The organism is Heyndrickxia sp. FSL W8-0423 (genome assembly GCF_038009395.1).
In the GTDB taxonomy this organism is placed as follows: Bacteria; Bacillota; Bacilli; order Bacillales; family Bacillaceae_C; genus Heyndrickxia; species Heyndrickxia sporothermodurans.
The window spans coordinates 1,525,456-1,549,660 of sequence record NZ_JBBPBE010000001.1 but is presented as its reverse complement, the minus strand read 5'-3'; the positions used below and the strand labels follow the sequence as shown (position 1 = coordinate 1,549,660).

The following is a 24,205-nucleotide window of genomic DNA, read 5'->3' as shown; positions in this document are numbered from 1 at the left end:
TGGGTGATTTTCATGGAAAAAGTAAAAATAACACCGATACAATTATTTGTTTTATACGTTTTATTTGAACATGGAAGTGCACTTGTTATTTCCTTAGGAACAGATGCGAAGCAGGATGCATGGCTTTCAATTCTAATCGGTATGCTTGGGGGATTATTTTTGTATTACATCTACTATCGACTATATCAATTTTACCCAGGCAAACCACTTACATCCTATGCCCAAGAAATCATTGGTTCCTTTTTTGGTAAGCTCGTTGCTTTTCTTTATATATTATATTTCCTCTATCTTTCGTCAAGGGTACTTCGAGATTTTGGTGAATTATTATTAACCTTTGCCTATCCGAATTCACCACTTTTTATAATAAATACGATCATGATTTTAGCGATTATGTACGCTGTCCATAAAGGGATTGAAGTGCTAGCGAGAACAGGGGAATTACTTTTTGCTTTTCTCTATTTTTTAGCCATTACCGGTTTTTTACTTGTCATCATTTCCGGCTTAATCGATCTTAACCAGTTGAAACCCATCCTTGAAGAGGGGATAGTAAGAATACTTGACGTTGCATTTAAACAAACCGTTTACGTCCCATTTGGTGAAATGATTGCCTTTACTATGATTCTTCCCTATTTAAATACACCATCTAAAGCAAAGATTGTTGGTTTTTCAGCAATCATTTTAAGTGGGATAAATCTAGCCCTAACAATGGCGGTTAATATAGCAGTTAATGGGATAAATCTCGTTTCTCGTTCCCCTTTCCCACTTTTAACAACCATTCAACGAATTGAAGTAGCAAGCTTCTTAGAGCGTCTTGATGTTTTTTTCATGCTTGCTGTCATTATCGGGGGATTTTTCAAAATAAGTGTCTTCTTCTATGTCGGTCTGATTGGAACGGCAGACTTATTTAAGTTGAAAAATCATAAAAAGCTCGTCTTTCCAATCGGGCTCATCATCCTAATTTTGTCAATGTCGATCGCTAGCAGTTTTGCTGAACATATGAAAGAAGGATTAGTTATTGTACCTATCTATTTACATATACCATTCCAGGTCATCATTCCGATAATGCTACTCATGGTAGCCTTTCTTAAACATTTCATTCAAAATAAAAAGAAACATAATATATCCGGGTAACAGAAAAAAGAGCTCGATATGAATGAGCTCTTTTTCCTATTCTATTATTTTTTTGTATCATAACTGGCAATTGCTTTTGCAATTTTATCTTGAATTTCTGTAATGCCGGAAGATACATAATTATTATTTAAAATAGAAAAGATGATTCGTTCGCCACTTTTCATTGTTACATATCCGGATAATGTGCTCACAGTGGTCAAGGAACCGGTTTTTGCAATGACATTTCCTTTTGTCGGAGGTTCTTTCATCCGATTTCTTAACGTGCCACCGACAAATCGGTCATCATCTCCAGCAACAGGCAAGGAAGCTAGGTAAGATGGATACCAGCTTTTTGATTGTATCGCAAATAAAAGTTGGGATATTTCATTTGCTGGAATCATCGCAACATGTGACATCCCTGATGCATCCCTAAGCATCAATGTTTGTGTATTCACACCCAGTGAGGCAGCGGTATCTCTAATCACTTTCAATCCTTTATCCCAGCTTCCTTCCCCATAAATAACCTGACCCATTTCCTTTGCTAACATTTCTGCATGTCCATTATTGCTTAGTTTCATGAAAGGAATGAGTACATCCTTTAATGGCATTGATTTTTTTTCGGCTAGTAGTTGACCATTTTTAGGTGTTTTGCCAAGCTTCATATCATTTTTCCCGATGAATTGAATTCCCTTTTCTTTTAAAGAGTGTTTAAACAGTGACAATGCATATTCTGAAGGTTCCCAAACAGCCATCCATTCCTTAGCTGCACTTGCACCAACAGGAATTGTTCCATCAATTACAATTGTATTTTTTCCATGTTCCCGTTGAATCGTAATATTTTTCTTGCCATCCTTTTCAACAGTTACCGCTTTGTTAATAATTTTTACATAGTCGGTTTCCGGTGTCGCAGTCCATTTAGCAGGTTTTCCAACTTTTGAAGAAGGGGTGACTTCTACTATAACAGTACCAGTATCATAGTCTGTATTTGGTGATACAGTAAGTGCGGAAACCTGCGATCCATAATATTCCGTTTCGTCTGTCCATGTCAAATCTTGTGATAAGCGGACATTATCATACCATGTGTCGTCACCGATTAAATCTCCATGAATTTTTCCAATTCCTTGCTTTTTCAACTGATCGGCTAATCGGTCTAAATCTTCTTTCAGAAGTGTCGGATCTCCTTTTCCTTTTAAGTAGAGATTCCCTTGAAGGACCTTGCCTTTAACATTCCCATCCGTCAATACCTCTGTTGTAAATCGATAATTTCCCCCAAGTGTTTCTAAAGCTGCAGCGGCTGTTAATAACTTCATGTTGGAAGCGGGTCGCAATCGTACATCTCCGAAATGCTCATATAAAATTTCCCCGCTATCTGCTGAGCGAAGACTTACACCGGTTACTGAACCATCTAATTTCTTATCATTTAAAATTACGTTTATTTGGTGACCTAATTCAGCATACTCGTCCGATGCATTTACATAGGTTGTTGTTTCCTTATTTACATAAGGAATAATTGCTACCATAAATACTGCTAAGACAAGTAACCATTGTTTTATAAATCTTTTCCCCATCCAGTTTCCCCCTTTATTATCTCTTTTTCTAGCTATTAAAATAGTATGAAAGCGATAAAATTTTTACCTCTATTTTTAGATTTATCCTCTAAAATGGTTCTTTTGGATTGCCTATATACAGGCCTATTTACATAGTAGAATTTAATAGGAACATCTAGTATTGACCTGTATGCTGAAATATAATCACATTGTCCATGGACGATTATTTTTTAACCAAGTACACTCTTTCTGGTCTCCCTACCGTCCCATATGCTAAATCAGCTTCAATTTTTTCCCCCGACACAAGATGTTCCAGATAGCGCCTAGCTGTTGTTCTGCTCACACCCATTTCTTGGGCAACAAACTCTGCCGTTACTCCAACCGAAGCTGTTTTGAGAACTTCTAACACCTTTATTAAGGTTAGTGGATCAATTCCTTTCGGCAGCTGAGATTTATCCTTCGGAAGACGATTTTTTTCCTTTTGCAAAAGCTGATCGATCTGTTCCTGTGTAATATGTGGATAATCCATACCTAATGTCTCTAGCTTGCATTGAAAATCTCGATATTGAATTAATGCCTGTTTAAATCTTTCAAATACAACAGGCTTAATAATATAATCAAAGACACCTATGCTAATAGCTTCTTGCACTTTATCAATTTCCTTCGCTGCCGTAATCATAATCACGCCCATCTGTTTACGCTGTTGTTTGGCTTCTTTCAATAATGCGAGACCATCCATATCCGGGAAGTGAACATCTAATAACAGAAGGTCAGGTTGCAAAATATCGATATAGCTTTTCGCTTCTAAATAACTCGCGGCAATCCCCACTGTTTGGAATCCCTCTATTTGTTCAATGAATCGCTTTTGTATTTCAGCGACCCTTAAGTCATCCTCAATAATAAGTACCTCGATCGTTCTATTGCCAATCAAACTAAATCCCCCCATTTTTTGGTATAGCTACCGTGAATACCGTGCCCTCTCCTTCATTCGTTGAAAAGGTTATCGTTCCCCCAAGAGCATGGATCTCTTTTTGAACGAGACACAAGCCAATCCCCGCATTCGTATTCTTATTCTTTGTCGTATATCCTTCCTGGAAAATTCTTTTCGCTTCGTCCTTCGCGATTCCATTTCCATTATCTTCAACCTCTATAATTAGCTCTTTTCCGAGATCGGTTAAAAAGAGCGCTACTTTTTTCTCTTCTTTTCCATTTTCCCTAACCGCATCAAATGCATTATTGATCAGGTTGCCAATAATCGTTACCAATGAATCCCGACTTATTTCCGCGGGGACATCGATGAAGCTACTATCGCGATCAATTGAGAAATCTATTTTCAGCTCACTCGCCAAACTGACTTTGCCAAGAATGAAACCAGCTAATATTGGGTCAGGAATCTCTTTCATGAGAAAGTGAATAATTCCTTGTGCGACATCCACCTCTTTGGAAATAAAATCAATTGCTTCCTTGTATGATCCTAGTTGAATGAGACCAAGTAACGTATAAAGTCTGTTCGAATATTCATGCGTCTGGGCCCGTAACCCTTCCGCATAAGCTTTTACATGTGAAAGTTCCTGAAGCAGGTAAGACAGATCATTTTTGTTCCTAAGGCTGGCCACTGCCCCAATCACTACTCCTCGTTTATCAAAAATTGGAATTCGATTAGCTAAATAGACTTCTCCTAGAATCATAAATTCTCGATCATATTCAGCTTGTCCGGTCTTTACGACATCTAGTAGCCGTGTATTTTCGAGAACGTCATCAATCCGTTTCCCTCTAAGAAGAATATCATTCGGTACGTGAAGAATTTTGTGAGCCGTTTCATTTACAACCGTTATTAGACCTTTCGTATCTACGGCAATAATCCCTTCATGAATGGATTCCAAAATAGCATGCTTCTCCTGATACATCCAAGCAATTTCCTCCGGCTCAAGTCCAAAGATCGCCTTTTTGATATGTAAAGATATTAGGAGAGAAATCAGTAAACCGCCTAGCAAAATCCCTATTGTCGTCATGAAAATCCTTTTTTGAACTTTAGAAACTTCCTCAGCAATATCGGTTTGAAGATAACCGACAGAAACGACGCCAATCACTTTTCCTTGATAGAAGATAGGCGCCTTCCCCCTCAAGGACGGACCTAGTGTTCCGGTTGATTCTGATATGGCTGATTTTCCTTTAAAAGCCGCTTCATTGTCACCGCCCACCATCTTTTGTCCAATTCGGCTGGGATTAGGGTGGGAATAACGAATTTCATTTCGATTGCCAATTACGATGAATTCTGCGCCCACCTGTTTTCGAATCCTCTCCGCAATAGGTTGGATAATACTAGCCGGATCTTTCGTATAAAAGGCTTCTTGAATATTTGGCATATTAGAAATGGATTGTGCTACAGCTAAAGCATTTTTTCCCTTTTCATGCTTTAAATTGGACTCCATTATATTTTTATAAGTAAATTCAAAAATTCCCCCCATTAACATAATGAGAAAACTTAATCCAAGCATTAATTTCGTATGTAATCGCATCCAATCACCTCTGCTGTAAAAGCAATGTAACTTAACAAATCGAAATGAACTTTGTTTGAATTGTTACATTTTATAAAATTCTTAATAATTATACTATTTTTACAAAAAAAACTCCTCAAAAAAGGAGTTTTTCATCTATTACACTTATTGATTCTTACCCTTCTACATTAATAACCACTTTCTTGCCTCTTGCTTTTAACAATACTGGGATGGTTAACCAAAGGACTGTCACAATTAAAAACGCAAGGGAGATTGGGCGAGTGAAGAATACCCCATAATCACCATTTGAAATAGTTAAGGCTCTTCGCAAATTGTTCTCAATCATCGGTCCTAATATAAGCCCTAATACTAGGGGAGCGATAGGATAATCATTCTTGTTAAGGAAATAGCCAAAAACCCCACACCCTAGTAATAATAGTAAATCATTGGTTGAAACCTGTACGGCATAAACCCCAAAAATGGAAATAGCAATAATCATCGGGATTAAAAACTGTTTAGGTGTTTGAATAATTTTAGCAAATACTTTAACAAGTGGTAGATTTAGAATGAGCAGCATAAAGTTTCCTATAAACATACTTGCAATCAATCCCCACGCTACTTGTGGATGATCATCAAACAATAATGGGCCCGGTTGGACATTATACATCATTAATGCTCCCATTAATATGGCCGTAGTGCCCGATCCTGGTATTCCTAATGTTAATAAAGGAATCATCGCACCACCGGAAGCTGCATTATTGGCGGTTTCAGGAGCCGCTACACCAGCAATCGTTCCGGTCCCGAATTTCTCAGGATTTTTTGAAATTCTTTTTTCCAATAGATAAGAAAAAAAGGAAGCTAATGTCGCACCTGCACCTGGCAAGATCCCAACGAAGAAGCCTAATATTGAGCCACGAGCGATTGGCCCCGCCGATTCCTTCATTTCTTCTTTTGTTGGAAGCATATTATTAATTTTCGCAATGCTTTCGTCCTCTTCTTCTTTTTCCAAGATGGTCTTGAAAACTTCACCGAGGGCAAACAAACCAACTGCAATTGTCAAGAATTCAATTCCTTGGTAAAGCCAAGGTATATCAAATGTAAAACGGGCAATCCCGGATACGTTATCTATCCCAATGGTTCCAAGTAGTAATCCGCAAACCGTCATGATTAACGCTTTAGTTACTGATTTTCCCGCTAGTCCACTTACAGCAGCAAGTCCTAACAGCATAAGCGAAAAATATTCAGCAGGTCCAAATTTAAGCGCTATATTGGATAATGGTTGGGCTAAGGCAATCAAGGCAATGATTGTGACAACGCCACCTACAAATGAACCAATCGCAGCTATAGATAGAGCGCTTCCCGCCCTTCCCTTCTTTGCCATTTGATAGCCATCCAATGTTGTCACTACCGAAGAAGATTCACCAGGGGTATTTATTAGGATCGATGTCGTTGAACCTCCATACATCGCACCATAATACACACCCGCAAGGAGGATGATCGCACTTGTTGCGGCAGTCTCTGGAGGAAGCCCGCCAGTGATCGATGCTGTTACCGGGATCAAAAGGGCCACACCGCTCATAGGACCAATTCCCGGCAGCACTCCTACGGCCGTGCCAATTAATACACCTACAAACGCAAATAAAATATTATACCAAGTCAATGCCGTTTCAAAACCATGTAATAAATAATCAAATGTACTCATTATGCAACTCCTCCTTTCCTATGAAAACCAAATCGGCCAACCGGGAAGTGTTCCTTTTAATAGACCTACGAAAAGATAATAGATTAAACCGGAAAATCCAGCCGATATGATCAAAGAGGTGATCCATTTCTTTCGTTCCATCGTTTGAAAGCAAATAAAAAGAAATAAGAATGTTGTAATAACATATCCAATCGTTTCTAACGTTAATATGTAAATAAGGGTTGCCGCGAAAATAATCAAAAATGGCTTGTATTGCAACTCTTGTTTTTTCCCTTGACTTTGTGTACGGAGTGTTTCATAAAATAAACGGATACTTAATAAGGACAGTAGAATACCAAGAATAAAAGGAAAAATATCGGGTCCCACTTTACTGCCATACGAAGAACTAGCAAGTTGCTTACTTCCAATCATAAATAAGACACCTACAGCTAGAAAGACAACAGCGGCAATACGATCAAATTTAATGCTCATTTACAATCCCCCTCCTATAAGAATTAAACTAAAGCTATTCAAACGTGACCAATTCCAATTGTTCCGAATCCTGTTTGGAACTGATCACGATGAAAAGTCAACCTCACTTATTACTTTTGCATACCTAATGCTTCTAATAGTTGTTGAACTTGTGTTTCTTGTTCGCCTAAAAATTTCTTGAATTCTTCGCTATTTTTATATTCCATTTCCCAGCCTTGCGTTTCGACTTCTTTTTTCCATTCAGGCGTTTCAACTAGCTTGCCGATTGTTTTCTCCCAGTATGATTTCGCTTCGTCGGACATTTTCTCTGGACCAAACACACCGCGCCAAATCGTAAATTCTGCGTCAACACCTTGTTCTTTTGCTGTTGGAATATCTTTGAATTCTCCTTCTAATCGTTCAGAAGCAGTAATAGCTAATACTCGAACTTTACCCGCCTTTAAAAATTCCTGCACACTTGAGGCATCTGTCCCGATAACATCAGCATTTCCACCGAGCAGAGCAGTGATTGCTTCCCCGCCCCCATCATAAGAAACATATTTGACCTTCGTCGGATCGACACCGTATTTGAAAGCTGGAAGAATGGAAACTAAGTGATCCATTGATCCTGGTGCTGAGCCACCGGCGAATGTGAGTTTGCTAGGATTTTTCTTTACTTCTTCTAGAACGGATTTCAAATCTTTAAATTTTGAATCCGCTTTTACAACAATCGCTCCATAATCTTTTGTCAACTGTGCTAATGGGGTTGTATTTTTATAACCATAAGGACTATTTCCTTCTTTTTTCAAATTATTAATAATGATTGGCGGAGAATTCACAAATAACATATCATTATTTTTCACCTGTTGGGTTGCGTATTCCGCCATAAAAACGGCGCCCCCGCCGCCAGGCTTATTCTCGACCGTCATCGGAACTTCGACAAGCTTTGTCTCGCTTAATACTTTTGTGAATGAACGTGCAGTTAAGTCCCATCCACCACCTGCACCGGAAGGAGCCACAACCGAAATCGCTTTCTTCGGATAGCCTGTACTTTCCTTCTTCTTATCAGTGCCTGAAGCACCATCGCTACTGCAGGCACCTAAACTTAAGGCTAAAGCTCCTGCACAAAGAAGTGTTGAAATTTTTTTCATTTTTAACATATAAATCCCCCTTGTAAACGTTTTCTAAATTTTATAATAACTTGGGCATTTTGTTTGATTAATCATTTAAAAAGCATTAAAAACATAAGTCATATTTTGTTCATAAAATACACGAAAAGTTGCCACCAAATCTGTATTCAAAAAACTTTCTCTTTTATAGTTTGGACTAAGTAAGTTGAACTCGTCAGCGAAACGAACCTAGTAAACAATTTTATTGTTAATATGTTTCTCCCAACAGCTCTATGAAGCACTTCCTTTACAATAAAAAAAAGAAGAGTTTAGAAGCTCTTCTTTTTGAACGAGTGTATTTAAAGTGTCTATTTAAGCAGATATACGCGACTGTGTCCGCGCTACTTTTCGAAGTTCCCATTGCTTTAACCCTCTAAACATTGTAGGAAGAACAATACAAACAACGAGTACACGTAGCACTTGGACGACGACGACAAAAGTGGAATCTGCATCAAGAACGGCAGATGTCGTAGCCATTTCTGCAATCCCACCAGGGGCAAATGCGAGCATCGAAGTAATGAAAGAAATACCTGTGATGATGGATACAAAATAGGCACAAACGAGCATCGAAACGATCAATCCAATGGTCGTTAAAAGTGAAACCCACATTGTTTTTCCAATACCCGTGAGCATCTCTTTATAGAAACGTGATCCAATGCTTGAAGCGATAAAAATTTGCGATAAAATAATGGCACTATGAGGCCACCAGGCGATCATATCGTGACCGGCAAAGGTGGAACCTAAAGTTTGCAAACAACCAACCCCCAGCATTCCGCCGACTAACCATGGGGCCGGAAACTTCAAGTGTTTACCAATATAATAGCCACCCCATACCCCAAATGCTAGGATCAAAGTCCATAAGAGATAACTCCATTCAAATCCAGAGACACCCCCGGAAGAAACAACATCACTATTGGCTATAACATGGTTGGCAGGATGATGCGACCATGTCGAAGCGAAGAGCGGTATTGTCAGCACGACAAGAAAAACACGCATCGTTTGAATGATCGTTACCACGATGGTATTGGCCCCTACCTCTTCTGCAATACTAGGCATAGCACTTAACCCTCCTGGTGAAGTTCCGAAAAAGCTTGTAATCATATCTGTTTGACTAAATTTCCAAAGAACCAATCCGGATATAAGGGCAAAAATAATGGATAGAAATAGCATAACCAAAATAACTAACCAATGATCCTTAAACGTATGAACGACAGATAAATTAATTTTTTGTCCCAATTCAATTGCTAATATACATTGACCTATTCTTAGCCAGTATGGCGGGAGTCCTTTTTGTTCACGGGGAATCTTTAAAAATGCTGGTCTTTTAAATGAAAGAAAGGCTGCAATCAGTAAAGTTCCAATCATCCACCCAATCGAAAGACCTGCCAAAGAAAGAACAAGTCCACCGATACTGCTGATGATCATAAAACAAATGCTTTGAAATAATGATTTCCTTTTCAACCGATGTCCTTCTTTCTTTTGATATCTGTACTCTTGATGTGAAATAATAATTGATTCGCTATATAAATAACTATATTATAGATTAAGAAATAAATAAAATATTGATTTCTAATGATGAACCATCAAAAAAGTTGATGGCTAGATAAGGAGATTTCTATGGATGATCGAGATTGGCTCATTTTACAAACCCTTTACCATGAGAAGAATATTACGAAAGCAGCAAAAGAGTTATATATTTCCCAACCTGCATTAACGAATCGGCTGCAGCAAATTGAGAAAGAATTCGGGGTTCAAATTGTCAATAGAGGCAGACGTGGTGTGCAATTTACACCACAGGGAGAATATTTAGCAAAAAGTGCATATGAAATTCTCATAAGCATTCGAAAAATTAAAGAGAATGTTCGTAATATGGAAAACTATGTAACGGGAACTTTAAGGATTGGTGTCACAAACTTTTTTGCCTATCATAAACTTCCCGAACTATTAAAGCTTTTTAAAGATCAGTATCCAAACATCGAATTCAAAATCTCGACAGGTTTCAGCGGAGATATCGCTAATTTAGTGAGTAATGAAGATATCCACATAGGCTTTGTAAGAGGCGATTATGGGTGGAAGGAGAAAAAGCATTTATTATTTGAAGAAAAAATTTGTATTGTCTCGAAAGAAAAAATCGACATTGAACGTCTTCCACAATTACCAAGAATTGATTATCGGACAGATCATTTATTAAAAACATTAGTGGATCATTGGTGGGGGGAAAATTATTCTAAACCGCCATTAATAAGTATTGAGGTTGATAAAGCGGAAACATGCAAAGAAATGGTGATCAATGGATTAGGATACGCCATTTTACCAAGTATGATTTTAGACGATATTGACGGCCTTTATAAATCGGAAATCCGAACTAAAAATAATGAAGCCATTTTACGAAAAACATGGATGTTTTACCATGAAGAATCATTAAAGTTAAGTATGGTGAAGGCTTTTGTTACCTTCATAGAGAATATCGATTTTTACAGCATAAATAAACGTAAGTAGAAGATTCAGTTAAGGAAGTAATACACCCGGGATTACTTAATTGATATGAACATTTGAAACTTTTATACTTATTGACGAAGTGGAAACAATATTTCCATTCAACTTCATACTGGGAGGGATGCTGCCTGAAGTCCATAAAAGTATCATTGCAGATGAAAATACTTGGGCTTGTATTGTTGCTGGGATTCCTTCTAATTTTCCTCCTTACAGGAATTTTCAGTTATATGGAGAGCAAGCAAATTCAAGAGAATAAAGGCAGGATGGCACTTGAAATATCGAAAACGGTCTCATTTATGCCTACGATAATAAATGCTTTTCAAACGGCCGATCCTTCTAAAACGATCCAGCCGTTAGCAGAAAAGATTCGAAAAGAAACCGGGGCTGAGTTCATTGTCATAGGAAATAAAGATGGTACGCGGTATTCACATCCTAATAAATCTGAGGTCGGGAAAAAAATGAAGGGCGGTGACAATGAAAGGGCCCTCCTCAATGGGGAGTATTATATTTCCAAGGCGAAAGGTTCTCTCGGGCCGTCCCTTAGAGGGAAATCCCCCATATTCAACAACAGAGGTGAGATTATTGGTCTCGTTTCTGTAGGATTTCTAATCGAGGATATTCAACAGCAAATAATGAATCATCTCATTAAAGTACTTATTGCTTCTCTTTTCGCGCTTATCCTCTCGATTATCGGAAGTATTCTCCTGGCTCGCAATATTCGTAAGGACACAATGGGTTTAGAGCCATATGAAATTGCTGGACTGTATAAAGAAAAGAATGCTGTTTTGCATGCGGTGAAAGAAGGTATTTTAGCTATTGATCAAGACGGCTTTATTACGATGATGAACCAGCCTGCGAAGAAACTTCTTCATATACAAGGGTCTGTCAGGCATAGGAAAGTGGATGGACTCTTTCCATCTAATTATCTTTACGAGGTATTGAGAACAGGCATTCCTCAAATTGATAAAGAAATGGTCTGGAAAGATCAAACTGTCATTGTGAACTGTACGCCCCTTTTTGATAAAGATAAGATTACAGGAGTAGTAGCATCCTTTCGTGACAAAACAGAAATTGAACAGATGGTCAACACGATATCGGAAGTAAAAAGATACTCAGAAGATCTCCGAGCTCAAACACATGAATTCACGAATAAATTATATGTGTTATCCGGATTGCTCCAATTAGGTGAATATGATCAGGCCGTTAACATGATCCAAAGTGAAACAACGGATTTACAACTGCAAAATTCTGTTGTCTTTAACCAAATAAGAGATACAAAAGTACAAGCTATCCTAATAGGGAAATTAGGAAAAGCGTCTGAAAAGAAGCTTAAGTTTACAATCGTTCCGGAAAGTTATTTAGAAATGCTACCACCTCATATGACACTTTCCAATTTAATTATCATACTTGGAAACCTTATTGATAACGCGTTTGAGGCCGTGTATGGGGTAGAGGACCCGATCGTTAAATTTTTTACAACAGATATTGGAAGCGATGTCATTTTTGAAATAACGGATAACGGAAAAGGCATAAGTGAAGAAGAAAAAGCACTTCTTTTTAACAGAGGATATACCTCAAAGCAAGGAACAGAACCTAGGGGATTTGGTTTGTCAAATGTCGAAGAAGCTGTAAATGAAATGGGCGGGATCATCGAAGTGCAGAGTAATTCTGAGAACGGTACTGTATTTACGGTGTATCTCCCTAAGAAATAAGCGAGGTGTTCGTAAGCTTGTCTAAAATAAATGTAGTCATTGCGGAAGATGATTTTCGGATAGCAAATATTCATGAAAAGTTTTTAGAAAAATTTGAGGAAATTGAAGTAGTTGGCAAATCTCTGAACGGAGAACAAACTTTGCAGTTACTCAAAACAAAAAAAACTGATCTATTGCTTTTAGACGTATATATGCCTGACATGCTAGGGTCTGATTTACTTCCTATCATTCGTTCGGAATTTCCAAAGGTGAGCATTATCATGATCACTGCGGCAACGGATAAAGAGTTTCTAGAAAAATCCCTAAGCTACGGGGTGGAAAATTATTTAATCAAACCTGTGAGCATGGAGAAATTCGACGACGTTATTCAAGATTTTATTAAAAGGCACTCCCTTCTTACATCCAATCATGTCGTCAACCAGCAATATGTAGATCAACTTTTCAGACATAAAAAAAAAGAAAGTAGCGGAAATGGGGGAAAGTTACCAAAAGGGATTGATGAAATCACTTTAGAAAAAATAAAGGCTGTTCTTCAAGAAAAAAGAGATGGTCTTTCAGCTGAAGAAGTTGGAAATGAAATCGGTGCCTCCCGGTCGACAGCTCGCAGATATTTAGAATATCTTTCATCTGTACATGAAGCAAAGGCGGGAGTTGTTTACGGTATTGTGGGAAGACCCGAACGAAAATACTATCCAATTTAATACGAGGAAGATCCATAAGTTGCTTTCGCACAATTGGATCTTCCTCTTTTTATTTAACACGCAATCCAAATTTCAAATTACCTGGATGGGACTTTCGTGAGCAAAATGAGCAAAATGCATTTAAATCTTTTTAATAACATTATTATGCAAACGGTTACAATACTGAAAATTTCACCTATACTCAATATACAAATAAGAGAGGTGAAAATCATGTTAGCAATATTAGGATTTTTAATGATTATTATATTTATGGTTTTAATTATGACCAAACGACTTTCTGCCATGATTGCCCTTATGGTCGTTCCCGTTATTTTCGCTCTTATTGGCGGATTTGGAAGCAAAATGGGTCCCATGGCTCTAGAAGGTATAAAAAGTGTAGCTCCGACAGGAATTATGATTTTGTTTGCGATTCTCTTTTTCGGCATCATGATCGATGCAGGAGTATTCGATCCGATCATTTCAACCATCTTGAAAGTGGTCAAAGGGGATCCGGTAAAAATAGCAGTAGGTACAGCTATACTTGCGCTAATAATTTCCCTTGATGGTGATGGAACAACAACATACATGATTACGATTTCAGCGATGCTCCCATTATATAAACGCATCGGTATGAGACCACTCGTACTAGCCGGTATTGCGGTATCCGCTTCCGGGGTCATGAATCTCCTTCCATGGGGTGGACCGACTGCACGAGCAATGACTGCCTTACATCTTGAAATGTCAGATATCTTTACACCTGTTATCCCTTCTATGATTGGCGGCATATTATTTGTATTATTCATGTCTTACTGCCTTGGAAGAAAAGAACGTAAACGAATAGGCGTTTTAACTATTGATTACAGCACAATGGCTCAAATGGCCGTTACTGCAGAAGATGCCGGCTTAAAACGTCCTAAGCTTATCATTGTGAATTACTTACTAACGATCTTACTTTTAGTAGCTCTCATCATAGAATTATTACCGACGACCGTATTATTTATGATTGGATTTGCGATTGCGATTACGATCAACTATCCGAAATTAAGTGATCAAAAAGAACGAATTGCACACTATGCTGATAATGCGTTATCCGTTGTATCAATGGTATTTGCAGCTGGAATCTTCACAGGTATTCTATCTGGTACGAAAATGGTGGATGCGATGGCAAACACGATGATTACTCATATTCCTGATGCCTTCGGCTCACACTTTGCATTGATTACAGCAATTATTAGTGCACCATTTACATTTTTCATGTCAAACGATGCATTTTATTACGGAGTACTACCTCTACTAGCGAAAGCGGCTGGCGGTTACGGAATTGATCCTGCAATGATTGGACGGGCATCACTTTTAGGATTACCAGTTCATTTATTAAGCCCATTAGTTCCTTCAACCTACCTATTAGTTGGAATGGTCGGAGCAGATTTTGGAGACTTACAGCGTTCATTCCTAAAATGGGCTTGTGGGTCAACAGTCGTCATGATTTTAGTAGCTTTATTATTATCAATCATACCATTATAAGAAAAGCTCGGAGGTTATCCTTCGAGCTTTTTGCTGTCCAGCGCACCCTTCCACTACAATCAGCTTTCTTAACGGAACTCAAGTTGAAAAAAATGAGAAAAGAAATTCAATAATCGTTGTATTTAACTAATTTGAAAACGCAAACAAAATATAATAAAACTTCCAGAAGGCATAAAAAAATATTCGAAAAAACTATTCGAAAACAGCGTTCAGATAAAACCCATAATATAAAGTTCCCTGTGTCAGATATTGAAAAAATGATATTACAATCTTTATGTAAACAAACAAAAAGGATATTACTCATGCAGCAGGGGAAGGATCCTATACAACAAACCAAATTGAATACTTTACTGCTTGTCTACGGGCATAGAAACCAGCACATTTTAAGCTGGGATTGGTCATATAGGGATACCAAACAATATATGCATACAAATATACTATAAAGCATCTATAAGCTTGAAATAGGTAGTCCTTATGCTTTAAGCGTACAAAAAAGGTATTCTGTGATAGGAAACTTGTTAATTTGATCATAATGTCAGTAATCAAGTGGTTGGAAGGGGAGGGTACTATTGAAAAAATCCTATAGTGCTTTAGATGTTTTACATAATAAAATAAATGGTAATAATCAAAAAAGCATTTTTCATAGTTTTTTTCATCCAAAAGGTATTTAACTCTGAAGCTGCCTTATTACCACTATCTTCGAGGTCAGATATTTATTGAAGATATAAAGGATAATTACACAAGTGAAATTCCTTTCACATTTGATATAGCTCATTTTGTTTTAATGCTTTATATGGACTTTCTTCAGCAAATTAAAAAAGGTGTAGGAAATGAAGAAGTGGCAGCTTTTTTAGTACATGGAATGAAATCATTTTTTCCAGAAAAGGATTTTAAGAAAATAGTGTTTAAGCAGGTAAATAACACTCTATTCCAATTTCAAGAAGTCGAGGTAGAAGGGGAGGAAGATGATAATGAAAAATATGCTTATATCTATATGCGAGTAAAAGAAAAGCTTATTTTACGAGGGGAGGTTCTTTTATATGATTTATCTCCATATTTAGGAGAATTAAGTATTACTGTAGAACATTTAATCTATATTATTTTTTTGGATTTTATAAAGAACATTCAAGCCAATGGTAATACTGTAACAATGCAAGAGAATGTTGTAAGTAAACTAAAACATTAATAGTAAATTAAGACGAAGTTTAGAAATCGAAGAGAAAGATCCCGTAGAAATTTTTATAGATGGAGACATGATGATATTAAACAAATATTTGCCTTTTAATGAATGGTAATTACTAGAGAAGTAAAAAAATGAAAATAAAATATTTGCAGGAAAAATTATTTTATGTCCGGAAGGGGCAAAAGAACTTTTAGAGGAGTTGAAAAAGACAATTTATATCCAACTAAAAGAACCCTTTCACTTTGTAGAAAGGGGTCTTTTAGTTATCCACTAAGTTATTTTTATTTTTTTTGTCAGTATCCAAGCCAAAAAAAGGTAAATAGGATAAATTAAAATAGCAAAACCCATATTAAAAATCCAAGGTATAGTTCCAATGAAGACTTCAGATGAAGCACCAGCAAACCATTTTATTAAAAAATATAAACTTAATATACTAGAAATTAAAATAAGACAAAACCCTAATTTATGACTCTTAAATATTTTTATAACTAAGTATCCAATAATAAGAGAACCTACAGCAATCACACCTAATAAAATGTAATATAAATCTACAATTTTTTGAATATCCAAGTTATCCCTCCGTTATATAAAAGAGTTTATTATTTCTTTTTTATTGCTGGATATCTTTTATTAACACAATGTCCTGAATGCTACCAGAAACTTTTACAGAATTTTTTTCTTTATTCTGATTTATATTGTAAGAAGCTAAATAGGTTTGTTTGTCATTTTTAACATATGTATAAAATAAAATATTTTTCTCTGTATCTAAAATGGGATTCGATATTCCTTTTTTGATTTTAACAATTTTGATGTCTCTATCTAAATTTTTTGAGTGTTTAACTAATAATGTATTATTTTCTTTGTAATGTAAAGTGTAAAAATACTCATTATCCATAAACATTTTTACTATCCCAGTTTCTTTTATTTTTATTCTTTTTTCTTTCCATGTACCATTTGTATATCTAATAACAAAACTATTACTATTATTTGTATCAACTAAAGATATATATATATAATTTTTCTTTTTAAGTATTTCGGTTGCTATATAAGCCCCATGAATATTAATTTTTTTATCAACAGTTCCTCTTTTTAAGTCAATGATCATTAAAGAATAACTTGAAGATTCATCATTCGTTTTCATATCTTTTATATATACAAATAAATTATCATCATATTTACGTATTAAAAAAGGCACACCTTCAAATCTTTTTGTCCAGATTTTTTTGTTTTCTCTAACAAATTGATAAGTATAAAAATTAATATCTCCTTTTTCGTCATAATTGTAAAGTGTTATCTCCCCATCATTATATGGAATAATTGATAATGGAGAGGGATACCTAGATTCTTCAATATCAACTTTATTAGATGATATATGAATCAGTTCTGAATTATAACTCCCTGGAATTAAAATTTTCTTTTCTTTTAACGGTATTATCTGCTCAAGACCATTTGCATTGATTTTGGTAGTAGACATTTTTTTTAGATTATAGTTGTAGTATTCCAATTTACTAGTTTTCTCTAATAAATTACTTTGTAATAAAACTATTTCATTTTCAGTTGATGATGGTCGCACTTTTGAATTGGTCTTTTCTTTTTGTGAGCAACCAAATAAAAATAATATACTGGCTAGAATAATTAAATATTTCCTTTTCATTTAAACCCCCACCTATAAATAAAAAATGCTGTCCTATGAATAATATAAAACGTTCTAGGACAGTCACCTTTTTAAAGAATTATTTTTAATTTAAAAGACTACTTTTCTTTAAGTCACCCGGCCAAACAAATTTTCCTCTATTATAATCTAAATCATAACCCATAAGTTGCCAGGCTCTCCATACTAATTGTGAACAGTAGAACTTATCGGTAGTAGTTTTATTACCAAATGCAAAGTTATAAGGTTTGTTTAGAAATGACTTTGCTAATCCCACAGCAGATTTTTTTTCAGAAGCTGTAGCACCTATAACATCATGTCTTGTAGCATCGGGATATCTTTGTCTAAAATTATTTGTCCAATATCTTACCCCATTTTTACTAGCAACCTTTTGGTTGCCAAAAGATTCAATAGTACTGTATTGATCAACAACTATTGCTGCATGTCCACCCAAGAACTACCGGATGAACTACTGCCACTCATTGTTATTAATACAGAACCTGTTATTCCCATTGAACCATCTGGTTTGGGTTCTGCAAAAGGAGTTACTTCTTCACTTTGTCCAGATTGCTCCGTATTTTTGTTCAAACTTTTTCCTTCTTTTTCAAGATTAATCAATTCCTCATAATCCTTTTTCCCTTGCTCATATTCTGCATAATCTGATGATGTCCATCCTTCGAACTCATTTTTCGAGTTTTCCTCTGCATTGGCGTTTGTAACGTGTGAAGCCAAAATTAAACCTGAGGAAACGACCAAAGATAATACAAATTTCTTCAAAATCTCCACCCCTATCAGAATTTTTAGATTGTTACAAAATGATAATAACACTATTTTCGGAAAAAATATACATAAAAAATATTTTTTTCTACTATAGTAATCGCGTGTAAGTTTTTTCTTTTTTTGCAAAAAAGCACATATGAATTGGCCTAAAAAGTTGATTATATAATAGAGAAAACCCATGCATATAAAAAAGATTGATCAAAATGCTTGGGTTTGACTTTGAGTAGATTTAGTTTTTATAAAAAACTTCCACATTAAATCAGAATGAAATATCTCCGGATAATTTATAAACTTCGGAACCATATTTCAAATTTACAATTACTCTTAGTGGGTATTTTATACTATATGTAAATGTAGTATAAGAACACTATAACTTTCCAAAAAATTGCTTCAATTAAAAAATAGATCTTATATACTTATGTAGAAATAACAATTTTCAAGGAGGGGTGCTATGAATATTACACTAGGAAAAGATGAAAGAGTAACCAGTTCTGAGCAGTTTACTACTAATCTAGTTCTTTCATGGTTAAAAGCAGATTTTTCTTTAACAAATAAGAGAGTGGTAGGTTTTCAACCAAACACATTATTTGGTTTGTTTCCACTCGGGAGAAATGAAGTTTCATTTCTCTAAAAAATATTAAAATTGGGTTTAAGTACTCCATCCTATCCCCTCCATTCAAGTGGATTAGAGCGAAAGGAACCTGACTCCTGCGGAATATAGAGGAAAGGTCGAGACCCCACAGGCGGAAGCCGAGGAGGCTCGACTTCTCACCGCGAAAAAGCAGGTTCCTGTAGCGGAAAAGAACGGTCCTTGTTCCTCCCGAAAACAACAAAGAGGAAATATACTTTTTTCCTCACAACCTTTACGGAAAGAGCCTTAATAAAACACCGAAACTGTTTGTGCCGGCAGTTGCAGACTTTTGGATTCAATCGTAATGGTAATTTCCTTTTCACCGCTTTCTTGTGTCGTTGAGAAATTCAATAAACCATTACCTTGTGCTTTTTTACTTAGGCCAAGATCTTCTGTCGTTTTGCATAATTGTGCGTATAGTTCCGCTTCAGTTAGTACACGACCAAATTCTTTTTCAGCAATATTTTTTACTAAAGCAGCCGCACCACTTACATGGGGAGTTGCCATAGAGGTACCCGAAAGTTTAGCGAATTTCCCACCCGGATAAGTGGAGAAAATTTCAACCCCAGGTGCAACTAAATCAATTAGATCATTCGTATTTGAAAAATCCGCTAAATTCTTTTCTAAATCAACCGCACCAACCTGCACGACTTCAGGGTATGCTCCTGGATATTCCATTTCATCCGTATCATCTCTGCCGTCACCACTATTTCCCGCTGCACAAACGACTAGAATATTATTTTGAACCGCTTTTTGAATCAATCGATGCTCTTCTTCCTCTTCTGGTCCGCCTAGTGACATGGATATAACAGAAACCTTCTCTTTATTCGGACCTTCCCAATTAATTGCATAGTCAATCGCCTCATTAATCCACTTGATATCTCCTTGTCCATTTCCATCCAATGCTTTTAAGACTAAAACCTTTGCCCTTGGTGCAACTCCTACAACTCCATAATTATTTATTGCTGCTAGAATTGTCCCACATACATGTGTTCCATGACCATGATCGTCTTGATAATCACCCGTGTTCGTGAAATCTTTTCCATCAATAATTTGATCTTTTAAATCTGGATGTGTTTTGTCAACCCCTGTATCAATGACAGCAATTACAATGCCTTCTCCATAATTTCCTTTTTCCCAAGCTTCCTCCGCATGGATTAATCCAATACCTGCTGGAATATTTTCCTCTACTGAATCAACAATCTCTATCACCTTATAAGGAATTAACTTTTTTTCCATCGTCTTTCCCCTTCCATTGATAGATTGAAAACCTTTCTTTAATAGTAATAGATTTATTTAAAAAAACAAGATATTTTACTGAATTTTCTAAAAATAGTTCAATCGTACGGAATCCATCTTCCTAGTTTTAATAAAACAAAAAAAGGCCTACACCTCTTTCCGTATTCGCGGGAAAGAAAGAGTTAAGACCGTTCCTACTCCTTTCGTACTATTAACTTGGATATTGCCGTCCATTTCATCGATAATTTGCCTTGAAACCATTAGTCCTAATCCCGTTCCCTTTTCTTTTGTAGAGTAAAAAGGAAGCCCGAAATTCTCCATCGACTCTTTGCTCATTCCTTCTCCATTATCAGATATTGATATGTACACATGCTTGTAATCAGCGGTAACTTCTATATCTATTACTCCATTCCCACTAGAGGCTTCAATTCCATTTTTAATAAGATTAATAAGCAGTTGCTGAACCCTGCTACTATTTCCAGCTAAATAAATTGGCAACTTTTGGGCAAAATTTAATTGAACATTATTAAGCGTTGCAAATGTTGATAAAGAGCGTACGGCCTTATTTATTTCACGTATGATATCTAGCTTACTGACTTCATTTGATTGACTTTTGCCTAATGCCAAATAATCCGCAATGATTGAATTAGCTCGATCTACTTCTTCAATACATATTTTTATATATTCCTTTTCAGACCTAGATAAATGGTTCGATGCCAGTAAAATTTGCATAAATCCTCTAATACTCGTCATCGGATTCCGAATTTCATGAGCAACACTTGCCGCAAGCTGACCAATCACATTAAATTTCTCCGCGTTTTGAAACTCTTTTTGTAAAGCCGTTTTTTCAATTTGTGATTCAATTAAATAAATCACAATCCAAGTAACAATTACATTTTCTAACAAATATGATATATAAATTGATAGATTTGTTGATGTTATACTAACTGTCATCATCATACTTCCTATAATCGGAAGTAATAGGGAAGCAATCAATAAAAACGTGGATGAAAAGATCAGTTTCTTTTTTAATGTCCATGAAAAAAATTGCTTTTGTATTCGTATTATAAATATACTGCCTACGATAATTACGCTTATGGCAGGAAACATCCCAATACCACCCATACAAATACGGACAATAATGTAAAACGATGAAACGATAAAGCCTACGATATTTCCTCCGTATATAAAGGATAGATACCATGGGATAAATCTTAAATCTAGATGTTTCCCCACTCCCAGTGGTATGGCAAAGGTCAGTGAAAGAGAGATGCTTAATATACATATAAGTCCAAAGATAATTTTTCGTTTCAAATCATTGATTTTACCATTTGCTAAAACTAAAAATAATACGAAAGGAAATAACACCATTAATACTTGAAGTAAGATTCTTTCAAACTGAAATTCCATCAAACTTGAACCCCTTTTGAAAACTATGATGTCTCTACTGTAAGATTCGATATAAATCGGGAAAATCCTTTATTAAAAAATAGACTATGTTAAAACTTGTTATTGACTTTTTTATTTAATAGCTTGGAACGAAAAACAACCGGGAATTTAACAAATTCATTAAAAAGGAAGGATTTGTCGAAAACTTTTTTCCAGAAAAATAAAAATATGTCCCACTGCATATTGAATGATACAGTTATCCCGGTTATTATTTTTATAATTACAAATATTTTAACTTTTTAACTAAAGGAGGGGAGAAGTTAATTATTGCATTATTTTTTTAAAGGAAGGGGAAGACATAACCGTGAATAAGAAATTACTTTCTATTTTGATTTGGACAGCTATTTCGGTTTTTGGAGCGATTGCATTTGCTTTACTTGGTCTTGCAAACGGTGAAACGATTTCGGCTGCTTGGTTAATTGTTGCGGCTGTTTGTACCTATGCAGTAGCTTACCGCTTTTATAGTAAATTTATTGCGTATAAAATTTTTAAATTAAATGATAAGCGTGCAACACCTGCGGAAGTAAATGATGATGGAAAAGATTACGTGCCTACAAATAAATGGGTATTATTTGGTCATCATTTTGCCGCGATTGCAGGTGCCGGACCACTTGTAGGGCCGATATTAGCCGCACAAATGGGTTATTTACCCGGAGCACTTTGGATTATCATCGGTGTCGTCCTGGCCGGAGCTGTTCAAGATGCAGTTATCTTAATGGGATCTATGAGAAGAAATGGAAAATCGCTTGGACAGATGGCGAAAGAGGAAGTAGGGCCATTTGGTGGGATTATTGCATCCATCGGAATTCTTGCAATTATGATTATTTTATTAGCCGTACTTGCCCTAGTCGTTGTGAAAGCGCTCGCCGGTTCTCCGTGGGGAGTATTTACCATTGCTGCAACCATTCCAATTGCCGTTCTCATGGGCATTTACATGAGGTACATACGCCCAGGAAAAGTATTAGAAGGTTCTATTATTGGCTTTATATTATTGATGCTTGCGCTTTGGGGCGGGCAATTTATCGCCGCAGATCCGGAATTAGCAAAGATGTTTACATTCACTGGTGGTCAGCTTGCCATTATGATTGGTATCTATGGATTCGTCGCTTCCATTCTACCTGTTTGGCTATTATTGGCACCTCGGGACTACTTAAGCTCCTTTCTAAAAATTGGTGTCATTTTCTTATTGGCTGCAGGAATCTTAATTGTCCTTCCTGAACTACACATGCCAAAGATTAGTAAATTTATTGATGGATCAGGACCTGTGTTCGCAGGAAATCTCTTTCCGTTTTTATTTATTACGATTGCTTGTGGTTCCGTATCTGGTTTCCACGCTCTTGTTTCTTCGGGTACAACACCGAAAATGCTTGAAAAGGAGACCCATTCCCGTTTTATCGGCTACGGTGGTATGTTAATGGAATCCGGTGTTGCCATTATGGCATTAATTGCAGCATGCTCTTTACATCCCGGTCTTTACTTCGCAATGAATGCACCAGCAGCAGTTATTGGCGGTGATGCAGCTAGTGCGGCAACTGTCATTTCGGAGTGGGGTTTCCAAGTTACAGCAAATGATATTACAAATGCCGCCAAAGACATTGGTGAATCCTCCATTTTGTCAAGGACTGGTGGGGCACCAACATTGGCTGTCGGTATGGCAGAGATTTTTACCAGCTTTTTAGCAGGAGCAAAGGCTTTCTGGTATCATTTTGCGATTCTTTTTGAAGCATTGTTCATTCTTACGACAATTGATGCGGGAACACGTATCGGAAGATTTATGTTACAGGATTTAGTCGGAAATTATTATAAACCGTTTGCAAAAACGAATAATCTCTTCGCGAATATCGTTGCATCAGCTATTATTACAATTGGGTGGGCCTACATCACCTATCAAGGAGCGATTGATCCATTTGGCGGTATTAACTCCTTATGGGCATTATTTGGAATATCGAATCAGATGTTAGCCGCGATTGCACTTGCCGTTGCTACAACGATTATTATTAAAATGGGAAAAGCACGTTATGCGTGGGTGACCATTATTCCATATGTCTTCCTAACAGTAACGACATTAACCGCAGCATTTATGAAACTATTTTCAAAAGTACCGGCAATCGGCTTTTTCGCCCATGCCAAAATTTATCAAGACGGGATTGACAGTGGGAAAGTACTCGCACCTGCTACCGATATGGATGTCATGAAGCAAATTGTCTTCAATGATCGATTGGATGCAGTATTGACAATGATTTTTATCGCTATTGTGTTATTAATGGTTATAGCATCCTTTAGAGTTTGGTATAACATTTTGGTCAAGAAGAAAAAAGCGGTATTACATGAATCACCTTACGTACCATCAAAATATCCGAACATACCAATTGGAAGGTGATGAA

General features: G+C 36.4%; 22 protein-coding genes. 9 read left to right on the top strand and 13 right to left on the bottom strand.

The window, feature by feature from the left end:
- The first annotated feature begins 12 nt into the window (after positions 1–12).
- Complete coding sequence (locus MKY81_RS07830; protein WP_341117387.1) at positions 13–1,131, top strand: GerAB/ArcD/ProY family transporter; 1,119 nt, start codon at positions 13–15, stop codon at positions 1,129–1,131.
- Between the two features lie 44 nt (positions 1,132–1,175).
- Here MKY81_RS07830 and dacB read toward each other — a convergent pair whose 3' ends face one another.
- The 7 genes from dacB to MKY81_RS07795 all read right to left on the bottom strand — a co-directional run bounded on the left by dacB (position 1,176) and on the right by MKY81_RS07795 (position 9,901).
- The gene (dacB, locus tag MKY81_RS07825; RefSeq protein ID WP_066235948.1) at positions 1,176–2,678 is read right to left on the bottom strand and encodes a D-alanyl-D-alanine carboxypeptidase/D-alanyl-D-alanine endopeptidase; all 1,503 of its coding nucleotides are present in this window, start codon (positions 2,676–2,678) and stop codon (positions 1,176–1,178) included.
- A gap of 202 nt (positions 2,679–2,880) precedes the next feature.
- Complete coding sequence (locus MKY81_RS07820) at positions 2,881–3,588, bottom strand: response regulator (protein WP_235598417.1); 708 nt, start codon at positions 3,586–3,588, stop codon at positions 2,881–2,883.
- A gap of 1 nt (position 3,589) precedes the next feature.
- Positions 3,590–5,176, bottom strand: a complete 1,587-nt coding sequence (locus MKY81_RS07815; RefSeq protein WP_341117386.1) for a sensor histidine kinase — start codon at positions 5,174–5,176, stop codon at positions 3,590–3,592.
- A gap of 154 nt (positions 5,177–5,330) precedes the next feature.
- Positions 5,331–6,857: a tripartite tricarboxylate transporter permease gene (locus MKY81_RS07810; protein WP_108072452.1), complete on the bottom strand. Its 1,527-nt coding sequence runs from the start codon at positions 6,855–6,857 to the stop codon at positions 5,331–5,333.
- Positions 6,858–6,875: 18 nt separating this feature from the next.
- Positions 6,876–7,328, bottom strand: coding sequence for a tripartite tricarboxylate transporter TctB family protein (locus tag MKY81_RS07805; RefSeq protein ID WP_108072450.1), 453 nt, complete (start codon positions 7,326–7,328; stop codon positions 6,876–6,878).
- Between the two features lie 110 nt (positions 7,329–7,438).
- Positions 7,439–8,467, bottom strand: coding sequence for a Bug family tripartite tricarboxylate transporter substrate binding protein (locus MKY81_RS07800; RefSeq protein ID WP_341117383.1), 1,029 nt, complete (start codon positions 8,465–8,467; stop codon positions 7,439–7,441).
- 321 nt (positions 8,468–8,788) lie between these two features.
- Positions 8,789–9,901, bottom strand: a complete 1,113-nt coding sequence (locus MKY81_RS07795; RefSeq protein WP_341118751.1) for an AbrB family transcriptional regulator — start codon at positions 9,899–9,901, stop codon at positions 8,789–8,791.
- Between the two features lie 192 nt (positions 9,902–10,093).
- Between MKY81_RS07795 and MKY81_RS07790 the strand changes: the two genes are divergently transcribed.
- From MKY81_RS07790 to MKY81_RS21100, 6 genes are all read left to right on the top strand, one after another.
- Positions 10,094–10,975 carry a LysR family transcriptional regulator gene (locus MKY81_RS07790; RefSeq protein WP_108072446.1) on the top strand — a complete coding sequence of 294 codons (882 nt, stop codon included), beginning with the start codon at positions 10,094–10,096 and terminating at the stop codon, positions 10,973–10,975.
- Positions 10,976–11,127: 152 nt separating this feature from the next.
- Positions 11,128–12,684 carry a sensor histidine kinase gene (locus MKY81_RS07785; RefSeq protein ID WP_341118750.1) on the top strand — a complete coding sequence of 519 codons (1,557 nt, stop codon included), beginning with the start codon at positions 11,128–11,130 and terminating at the stop codon, positions 12,682–12,684.
- A 17-nt stretch (positions 12,685–12,701) separates the two neighbouring features.
- Positions 12,702–13,385 carry a response regulator gene (locus MKY81_RS07780; RefSeq protein WP_108072443.1) on the top strand — a complete coding sequence of 228 codons (684 nt, stop codon included), beginning with the start codon at positions 12,702–12,704 and terminating at the stop codon, positions 13,383–13,385.
- Positions 13,386–13,490: 105 nt separating this feature from the next.
- Positions 13,491–14,888 carry a CitMHS family transporter gene (locus MKY81_RS07775; RefSeq protein ID WP_107957931.1) on the top strand — a complete coding sequence of 466 codons (1,398 nt, stop codon included), beginning with the start codon at positions 13,491–13,493 and terminating at the stop codon, positions 14,886–14,888.
- A 793-nt stretch (positions 14,889–15,681) separates the two neighbouring features.
- Positions 15,682–16,074 carry a hypothetical protein gene (locus MKY81_RS07770; RefSeq protein WP_066235967.1) on the top strand — a complete coding sequence of 131 codons (393 nt, stop codon included), beginning with the start codon at positions 15,682–15,684 and terminating at the stop codon, positions 16,072–16,074.
- A gap of 139 nt (positions 16,075–16,213) precedes the next feature.
- Positions 16,214–16,345 carry a hypothetical protein gene (locus tag MKY81_RS21100; protein ID WP_181294675.1) on the top strand — a complete coding sequence of 44 codons (132 nt, stop codon included), beginning with the start codon at positions 16,214–16,216 and terminating at the stop codon, positions 16,343–16,345.
- Here MKY81_RS21100 and MKY81_RS07765 read toward each other — a convergent pair.
- The 4 genes from MKY81_RS07765 to MKY81_RS07750 all read right to left on the bottom strand — a co-directional run bounded on the left by MKY81_RS07765 (position 16,342) and on the right by MKY81_RS07750 (position 18,499).
- Entirely contained in the window at positions 16,342–16,641 is a 300-nt protein-coding gene (locus MKY81_RS07765) for a hypothetical protein (RefSeq protein ID WP_066235969.1), read from the bottom strand. The two genes, MKY81_RS21100 and MKY81_RS07765, sit on opposite strands and share 4 nt — an antisense overlap.
- Before the next feature lie 40 nt (positions 16,642–16,681).
- Positions 16,682–17,725: a hypothetical protein gene (locus MKY81_RS07760; protein ID WP_066235972.1), complete on the bottom strand. Its 1,044-nt coding sequence runs from the start codon at positions 17,723–17,725 to the stop codon at positions 16,682–16,684.
- Positions 17,726–17,810: 85 nt separating this feature from the next.
- Positions 17,811–18,176, bottom strand: a complete 366-nt coding sequence (locus MKY81_RS07755) for a YiiX/YebB-like N1pC/P60 family cysteine hydrolase (protein ID WP_341117380.1) — start codon at positions 18,174–18,176, stop codon at positions 17,811–17,813.
- Positions 18,155–18,499, bottom strand: coding sequence for a hypothetical protein (locus MKY81_RS07750; protein ID WP_341117378.1), 345 nt, complete (start codon positions 18,497–18,499; stop codon positions 18,155–18,157). The genes MKY81_RS07755 and MKY81_RS07750 overlap by 22 nt, the downstream gene beginning before the upstream one ends.
- Positions 18,500–18,953: 454 nt before the next feature.
- Between MKY81_RS07750 and MKY81_RS07745 the strand changes: the two genes are divergently transcribed.
- Positions 18,954–19,133 (top strand): hypothetical protein, encoded by a 180-nt coding sequence (locus MKY81_RS07745; protein WP_066235976.1) that lies wholly within the window; start codon positions 18,954–18,956, stop codon positions 19,131–19,133.
- A gap of 246 nt (positions 19,134–19,379) precedes the next feature.
- Here the strand turns inward: MKY81_RS07745 and MKY81_RS07740 are convergent, their stop codons facing one another.
- Positions 19,380–20,372 carry a S8 family peptidase gene (locus MKY81_RS07740; RefSeq protein WP_341117375.1) on the bottom strand — a complete coding sequence of 331 codons (993 nt, stop codon included), beginning with the start codon at positions 20,370–20,372 and terminating at the stop codon, positions 19,380–19,382.
- Between the two features lie 147 nt (positions 20,373–20,519).
- Positions 20,520–21,782, bottom strand: a complete 1,263-nt coding sequence (locus MKY81_RS07735; protein WP_341117374.1) for an ATP-binding protein — start codon at positions 21,780–21,782, stop codon at positions 20,520–20,522.
- 343 nt (positions 21,783–22,125) lie between these two features.
- Between MKY81_RS07735 and MKY81_RS07730 the strand changes: the two genes are divergently transcribed.
- Complete coding sequence (locus MKY81_RS07730) at positions 22,126–24,201, top strand: carbon starvation CstA family protein (protein ID WP_066235982.1); 2,076 nt, start codon at positions 22,126–22,128, stop codon at positions 24,199–24,201.
- Positions 24,202–24,205: the final 4 nt, after the last annotated feature.

What these genes read in the sequence shown, in the direction of transcription:
- MKY81_RS07775 (WP_107957931.1), top strand. Translation starts at nt 13,491, where the DNA reads ATGAGCAAAATGCATTTAAATCTTTTTAATAACATTATTATGCAAACG.
- MKY81_RS07790 (WP_108072446.1), top strand. Translation starts at nt 10,094, where the DNA reads ATGGATGATCGAGATTGGCTCATTTTACAAACCCTTTACCATGAGAAG.
- MKY81_RS07795 (WP_341118751.1), bottom strand. Translation starts at nt 9,901, where the DNA reads ATGATCATCAGCAGTATCGGTGGACTTGTTCTTTCTTTGGCAGGTCTT.
- MKY81_RS07770 (WP_066235967.1), top strand. Translation starts at nt 15,682, where the DNA reads ATGGACTTTCTTCAGCAAATTAAAAAAGGTGTAGGAAATGAAGAAGTG.
- MKY81_RS07745 (WP_066235976.1), top strand. Translation starts at nt 18,954, where the DNA reads ATGAATATTACACTAGGAAAAGATGAAAGAGTAACCAGTTCTGAGCAG.
- MKY81_RS07740 (WP_341117375.1), bottom strand. Translation starts at nt 20,372, where the DNA reads ATGGAAAAAAAGTTAATTCCTTATAAGGTGATAGAGATTGTTGATTCA.
- MKY81_RS07785 (WP_341118750.1), top strand. Translation starts at nt 11,128, where the DNA reads ATGAAAATACTTGGGCTTGTATTGTTGCTGGGATTCCTTCTAATTTTC.
- MKY81_RS07815 (WP_341117386.1), bottom strand. Translation starts at nt 5,176, where the DNA reads ATGCGATTACATACGAAATTAATGCTTGGATTAAGTTTTCTCATTATG.
- MKY81_RS07735 (WP_341117374.1), bottom strand. Translation starts at nt 21,782, where the DNA reads ATGGAATTTCAGTTTGAAAGAATCTTACTTCAAGTATTAATGGTGTTA.
- MKY81_RS07810 (WP_108072452.1), bottom strand. Translation starts at nt 6,857, where the DNA reads ATGAGTACATTTGATTATTTATTACATGGTTTTGAAACGGCATTGACT.
- dacB (WP_066235948.1), bottom strand. Translation starts at nt 2,678, where the DNA reads ATGGGGAAAAGATTTATAAAACAATGGTTACTTGTCTTAGCAGTATTT.
- MKY81_RS07800 (WP_341117383.1), bottom strand. Translation starts at nt 8,467, where the DNA reads ATGTTAAAAATGAAAAAAATTTCAACACTTCTTTGTGCAGGAGCTTTA.
- MKY81_RS07830 (WP_341117387.1), top strand. Translation starts at nt 13, where the DNA reads ATGGAAAAAGTAAAAATAACACCGATACAATTATTTGTTTTATACGTT.
- MKY81_RS07805 (WP_108072450.1), bottom strand. Translation starts at nt 7,328, where the DNA reads ATGAGCATTAAATTTGATCGTATTGCCGCTGTTGTCTTTCTAGCTGTA.
- MKY81_RS07760 (WP_066235972.1), bottom strand. Translation starts at nt 17,725, where the DNA reads ATGAAAAGGAAATATTTAATTATTCTAGCCAGTATATTATTTTTATTT.